The sequence below is a fragment of the Asanoa iriomotensis genome (assembly GCF_016862515.1).
GTDB classification, from domain to species: Bacteria; Actinomycetota; Actinomycetes; order Mycobacteriales; family Micromonosporaceae; genus Asanoa; species Asanoa iriomotensis.
In genome coordinates this window covers 1-5,284 of sequence record NZ_BONC01000152.1, presented here as the reverse complement: position 1 = coordinate 5,284, position 5,284 = coordinate 1, and the positions used below count along the sequence as shown (strand labels likewise).

The 5,284-nt window shown below is 74.3% G+C and carries 7 protein-coding genes; 5 read left to right on the top strand and 2 right to left on the bottom strand.

All coding sequences use genetic code 11. The features are described 5' to 3' along the window. Positions 1 to 21: 21 nt before the first annotated feature. Positions 22 to 357, bottom strand: coding sequence for an SCP2 sterol-binding domain-containing protein (locus Air01nite_RS40445; protein ID WP_203708784.1), 336 nt, complete (start codon positions 355 to 357; stop codon positions 22 to 24). 134 nt (positions 358 to 491) lie between these two features. On the opposite strand from Air01nite_RS40445, the gene Air01nite_RS40440 reads away from it, so the two are divergent. The 4 genes from Air01nite_RS40440 to Air01nite_RS40425 are packed head-to-tail and all read left to right on the top strand — an operon-like array spanning position 492 to position 3,033. Continuing rightward, on the top strand, positions 492 to 1,097 hold the full coding sequence (locus tag Air01nite_RS40440) for a phasin family protein (RefSeq protein ID WP_203708783.1): 606 nt from the start codon (positions 492 to 494) through the stop codon (positions 1,095 to 1,097). Further along, positions 1,094 to 1,318: a hypothetical protein gene (locus Air01nite_RS40435; RefSeq protein WP_239091300.1), complete on the top strand. Its 225-nt coding sequence runs from the start codon at positions 1,094 to 1,096 to the stop codon at positions 1,316 to 1,318. Before Air01nite_RS40440 ends, Air01nite_RS40435 begins: the two co-directional genes overlap by 4 nt. 18 nt (positions 1,319 to 1,336) lie before the next feature. Beyond that, positions 1,337 to 2,149: a TlyA family RNA methyltransferase gene (locus Air01nite_RS40430; protein WP_203708781.1), complete on the top strand. Its 813-nt coding sequence runs from the start codon at positions 1,337 to 1,339 to the stop codon at positions 2,147 to 2,149. Further along, complete coding sequence (locus tag Air01nite_RS40425; protein ID WP_203708779.1) at positions 2,146 to 3,033, top strand: NAD kinase; 888 nt, start codon at positions 2,146 to 2,148, stop codon at positions 3,031 to 3,033. Before Air01nite_RS40430 ends, Air01nite_RS40425 begins: the two co-directional genes overlap by 4 nt. Here the strand turns inward: Air01nite_RS40425 and Air01nite_RS40420 are convergent. After that, positions 3,030 to 4,451 carry a glycosyltransferase family 2 protein gene (locus Air01nite_RS40420; RefSeq protein ID WP_203708778.1) on the bottom strand — a complete coding sequence of 474 codons (1,422 nt, stop codon included), beginning with the start codon at positions 4,449 to 4,451 and terminating at the stop codon, positions 3,030 to 3,032. The two genes, Air01nite_RS40425 and Air01nite_RS40420, sit on opposite strands and share 4 nt — an antisense overlap. An 87-nt stretch (positions 4,452 to 4,538) precedes the next feature. Here Air01nite_RS40420 and Air01nite_RS40415 point away from each other — a divergent pair. Further along, a partial coding sequence (locus tag Air01nite_RS40415) for an AAA family ATPase (RefSeq protein ID WP_203708776.1) occupies positions 4,539 to 5,284 on the top strand: 746 nt, incomplete at its 3' end.

Below are 5,284 nucleotides of genomic sequence, written 5' to 3'. Positions count from 1 at the left end.
CCATGACCTCGACACAGACCCTTAGAGCAGTTTGCGCAGTTTGAGCAGGTCGAACGGGTTGGCCTTGATGCGCATCTGACCGGCGGCCACCGCGCGGGTGACGTCGAGGTCGCCGCGGACCAGGGCGAGGAAGTCGTCGCTCTTGAGCGTGAGCGCGATCTTCGCCTTGGGGTCGTCGCCGTCGGCGATGTCGATCAGTTGCCCGTTGTGCAGCCGGCCGTGGAAGGCGGCGCCCAGGTCGGTCAAGCGGCACGCGACGGTGCGTTCGAGGTCGAGCCGGCTCTGCGCGTCGGCGTTGCCGGCCAGCCGTGCGGCCAGCTCGTGCATCGCGTCCCGGCACTGGTCGACGGTGGCCAAGCCGTTGCTCCCCTCGTGGCACGTGATCTCCCGGCACGGTACCGCACAAGCCCGACATAGGCGCCCGGTAGCGTGGAGCCGGAGCTGACCGAGTTTCTTGGGGCACCCGAAACGTTGGGGAGAGGAAGCAGACGATGCAGGACGCGTGGCGGGCATACCTGGAGCTGGCCCTGGGCGCGACGGAGACCTCGCGCAAGAAGGCGGAGAAGGTCGCCCGCAAGCTCGTCGGCAAGAGTGGCGCCACCGCGGCACAGCTGACCGCGCTGGCCGAGGAGATGGTCACCACCAGCGCGGCCAACCGCGAGGCGCTGGTCAAGCTGATCCGCTTTGAGATCGACCGGACGCTCGGCAGGGTCGGTCTGGCCACCGCCGAGGAGGTCGCTGAGCTCAACACCCGGGTCCGCGACCTCGAGGTCCAGCTGCGTGCCGAGCGGGCCCGCGCCGACGCCGCCGAGGCGATCTCCGCGCCGCCGGCCAAGAAGGCACCGGCGAAGAAGACCGCCGCGCCCGCGAAGACCGCGGCCGCGCCGGCGAAGACCACGGCCGCCCCGGCCAAAACCGCGGCCGCGCCCGCGAAGAAGGCCGTCGCGAAGAAGACCGCGGTCAAGAAGACCGCCGCGCCCGTCGCCGACGAGCCGGCCGCCACCCCGGCGCCCGCGCCCACCCCGGCGAAGAAGACGACCGCGGCCCGCAAGGTCGCGAAGAAGGCACCCGCGAAGAAGGCAGGCGGCGCATCATGACCGCACCCGTACCGAATCCGGCGATGTTCGCCCGGATGCAACCGGCCGAGCCCGTCGAGCTGGCCGCGCCCGCCGACGGCCTCTCGGGCCACCCCGCGGTCGACGCCGCCATCCGCTCGATGACCAACGCGGCCGACCTGTCGCCGGCGGACCAGATCGCCGAGTACGAGGCCGCCTACCGCACCCTGCGGGAGACCCTCGCCACCATCGACCAGGCCTGAACCCAGGCACGGCTGGTCATGGCTCGCAGAAACCGACTCGACAGCGAGCTGGTCCGGCGGGGGCTGGCCCGGTCCCGGGAACAGGCCGCGGAGCTGGTCGAGGCCGGCCGGGTCAAGGTCCGTGGCGTGCAGGCCCGCAAGGCCGCCGCGATGGTCGACCCGGCCGATCCGGTGCTGGTGGTCGGCGACGACCCGACCTACGTCTCGCGCGGCGCGCACAAGCTGCTCGGCGCCCTCGCCGGCTTCGGCCCGCGCGGGCTGACCGTGGAGGGCCGCCGCTGCCTCGACGCGGGCGCGTCCACCGGCGGCTTCACCGAGGTGCTGCTGCGGGCCGGCGCGGCCGAGGTGGTCGCCGTCGACGTGGGCTACGGCCAGCTCGCCTGGTCGCTGCGCACCGATCCGCGGGTACGCGTCTTCGAGCGCACCAACGTCCGTACCCTCGAACCGGACCAGATCGGCGGCACCGTCGCGCTGACGGTCGCGGACCTCTCGTTCATCTCGCTGCGGTTGGTGTTGCCGGCCCTGGCCGGCTGCACCGAGCCGGGCGGTGACCTGGCGCTGATGGTGAAACCGCAGTTCGAGGTCGGCAAGGAACGCGTGGGGCAGGGCGGCGTGGTCCGCGACCCGGCACTGCGCGCCGAGGCGGTGCTCGACGTCGCTGCCACGGCCGCCGACCTGGGCCTCGGAGTCGCCGGCGTGGTCGCTAGCCCGCTGCCCGGCCCGAGCGGCAACGTCGAGTTCTTCGTCTGGTTCCGGCGCGACGCGCCACCCGTCGTCCCTGACGAGGTGCGCGCGATCGTAAGCGCGGCAGTCCGCGAGGAGGCGGTATGACCCGTGTTGCGCTGCTGGTGACCCACACGGGTAGGCGGCGGAGCACCGAGCATGCGCGCACGGTCGCGACCGACCTGATCAGGGCCGGTTTCGAGGTGCGCGTGGTGGCCGACGAGGCCGACGACCTCGAGGTGCCGGGTGTGGTGCCGCGCAGCGACCTCGACGCCGCCGACGGTGCGGAGATCGTGTTCGCGCTGGGCGGCGACGGCACGTTCCTGCGCGCCGCCGAGCTGGCCCGCCCGGCGAAGGCGCCGCTGCTCGGCATCAACCTCGGCAAGGTCGGCTTCCTCGCCGAGGCCGAGATCGACGATCTGGACCAGGCGGTCCGCGACGTGGTCAACCGCGACTACACGGTGGACGAACGGCTCACCCTGGACGTGCGGGCGGAGCTGACGCCGGGTGGCGAGGTGGTCGAGTCCTGGGCGCTCAACGAGGTGAGCGTCGAGAAGGGACAGCGCGCCGGGATGCTGGAGCTGCTGGTCGACGTCGACGGCCGGCCGCTGTCCCGCTACGGCTGCGACGGGGTGGTCTGCGCGACACCGACCGGTTCGACCGCGTACGCGTTCTCCGGCGGTGGCCCGGTCGTCTGGCCCGAGGTCGAGGCGCTGCTGCTGGTGCCGATCAGCGCGCACGCGCTGTTCAGCCGGCCGCTGGTGACCGCGCCGACGTCGACCTTCACGCTCACCGTCGACCCGTTCACCACGCTCGCGGTGCTCTGTTGCGACGGCCGCCGGGTCTTCGACCTGCCACCGGGCGCCCAGGTGACGGTCCAGCGCGGCTCGCTGCCGGTGCGGATCGTCCGGCTGCGCCCCCGCCCGTTCACCGACCGCCTGGTGGCGAAGTTCGGCCTCCCCGTCGACGGCTGGCGCGGCGGCCGCGTCTAGGCCAATGCCTCGGGCGGGATCGCCGGCCACGTGACGGACGCGTGGCGCAGGAAGTGGTCCTCGCCCGGGTCCCAGGTGTGTCCGGTGGCCCGGCGGTGGTAGACGTAGCCGAGCGGGTGGGTGCGGTAGACGCTGCCGCCGGCGCGGGCCAGCCGCTGGATCAGCCCCAGGTCGACCGACCTCGGCACCGGGCGCCAGCCGCCGACCGCTTCCAGGTCACCCTTGGCCAGCAGCATCGTGCCGCCGGCGACCACCTGGCCGAACGCCTCGGCCGCACCCGCGCTGCGCCGCAGCACCGTGCCCCGGTCTTCGAGGAAGACCAGCTCGCTGCCCTTGCCGACCAGGGTGGCACCGGAGTAGTGCCGGGCCAGCACCAGATCCCAGACGTGCTCGGGTCCGTAGGTGTCGTCGTCGTCCACCTTGGTCACCAGCGTCCCGGCGGCGCGGGCGGTGGCCTCACCCAGCACGCCGCCGAAGCTGATCTCGGCGGGCAGCTCGACGACCTGGTGCGGTCGGTCGAGGGCCAGCGACGGCGGTGCGGGCACGCCGTGCAGGCAGACCACGATCTCCAGATTGGGGTACGTCTGCGCGGCGAGCATGGCCAGCACCGGGCCCAGCAGCGCGGGTCGGCGGGTGGCCAGGATGGCGGTGACGGCGGGCAGGGACGCGCCGGCGAGCCCGGCCGCGTGCCCGCGCAGCGCCGCGCGCCGTTGCCGCACGCTGCGCGCCTCGACCGCGAGCGGCTCGCCGGCCGGCGGCGGCTCCTCGAGCACCGCGAGCAGCTCGGGCGACAGGGCGGCCCGGGCCCGGACCGACAGGCCGGACACGTCGACCAGCACGCCGGTCGCACACAGCGCGGCCACCGCGGCCGGGCCGGCGTGCAGCCCGACCTCCGCCGAGCCGGCGCCGCGCAGCCGGGCCAGCGCGGCCGCGTCGAAGGCGGGGGAGTCGAGCACGAGCCGGGGAGCGTCGGCCCCGTAGGCGGACGGCCGGCGGCCGCGCGGGTTGATCCGGGTGGCGTCGAACAGCGCCGGCCCGGGCAGTGGCGCCGTCCGCGGCCAGGGTGCGGTGGGCGCCAGCGCGGTCAACGCGGTGCGGACGGCGTCGCCGAGGGGCACCGGTTGGTCGTACCCCAGCGAGACGACCGCCGCACCGCGGCGCCGGTGTGGCCGTGCCACCCGGTGCCGCACGAGATGTGGTGCCGGCAGGACACCGACCGACCAGGGTGTGTGCCGCCAGTACGCGACCACGACCCGGACCCGGCGGACCAGCTCACTCGCGAACGCGCCGGCCGCCACGTCGCGGAGCCGGTCGGTGGAGCCGGCGACGACCAGCGCCGTCCCGCCCAGCCGCACGACCCGCGTGCCGACCACGCCGGCGAGCCGTTCGGGCGCGGTCGCGCGCAGCTCGGCGTACACGATTTACCAGTAAAGCGTGCAGCCACCGCGTCCTCACGGCCGACACGGCTGGTCAACTGTCGGACCCCGCTACTACTGTCGTGTCCTGTGCTGGAAGAGTTGCGGATAACCGGGCTCGGCGTCATCGACGACTCGACGTTGCCGCTCGCCGGTGGCATGAACGTCATCACCGGTGAGACCGGCGCGGGCAAGACCATGGTGGTCACTGGCCTCGGGCTGCTCTTCGGTGGGCGCGCCGACGCCGGCCGGGTGCGTGCCGACCCGGGCCGCGCGGTGGTCGAGGGCCGCCTGCGTCTCGCCGGATCGGTCGCGACCACCGTCCACACCCGCGTCAGCGACGCCGGTGCCGAGCCCGACGACGACGGCACGCTGCTGCTCAGCCGCACGGTGACCGCCGAGGGCCGGTCGCGGGCGCACGTCGGCGGCCGCACCATGCCGGTCGCGACGCTCGGCGAGATCGGCGAGCAGGTCGTCGCCGTGCACGGCCAGTCCGACCAGCTCCGCCTGCTGCGACCGGCCGAGCAGCGCGCGGCGCTCGACCGGTTCGCCGGCGCCGAGCACGAGAAGCTGCTCGGCGAGATGCGCGAGACCTACACCCGCTGGCGGGCGGTCGCCGACGACCTCGCCGACCGGCGGCGCAACGCCCGCGAGCGCAACCAGGAGGCCGACCTGCTCCGGCTCGGCCTCGACGAGATCACCCGGGTCGACCCCCAGCCCGGCGAGGACGACGACCTGCGGGCCGAGGCGCAGCGGCTAGAGCATGCCGAGGGGCTGCGGGTCGCGGCGATCGCGGCCTACCAGTCGGTCGCCGGCGACGGCTCCGACGAGGCACC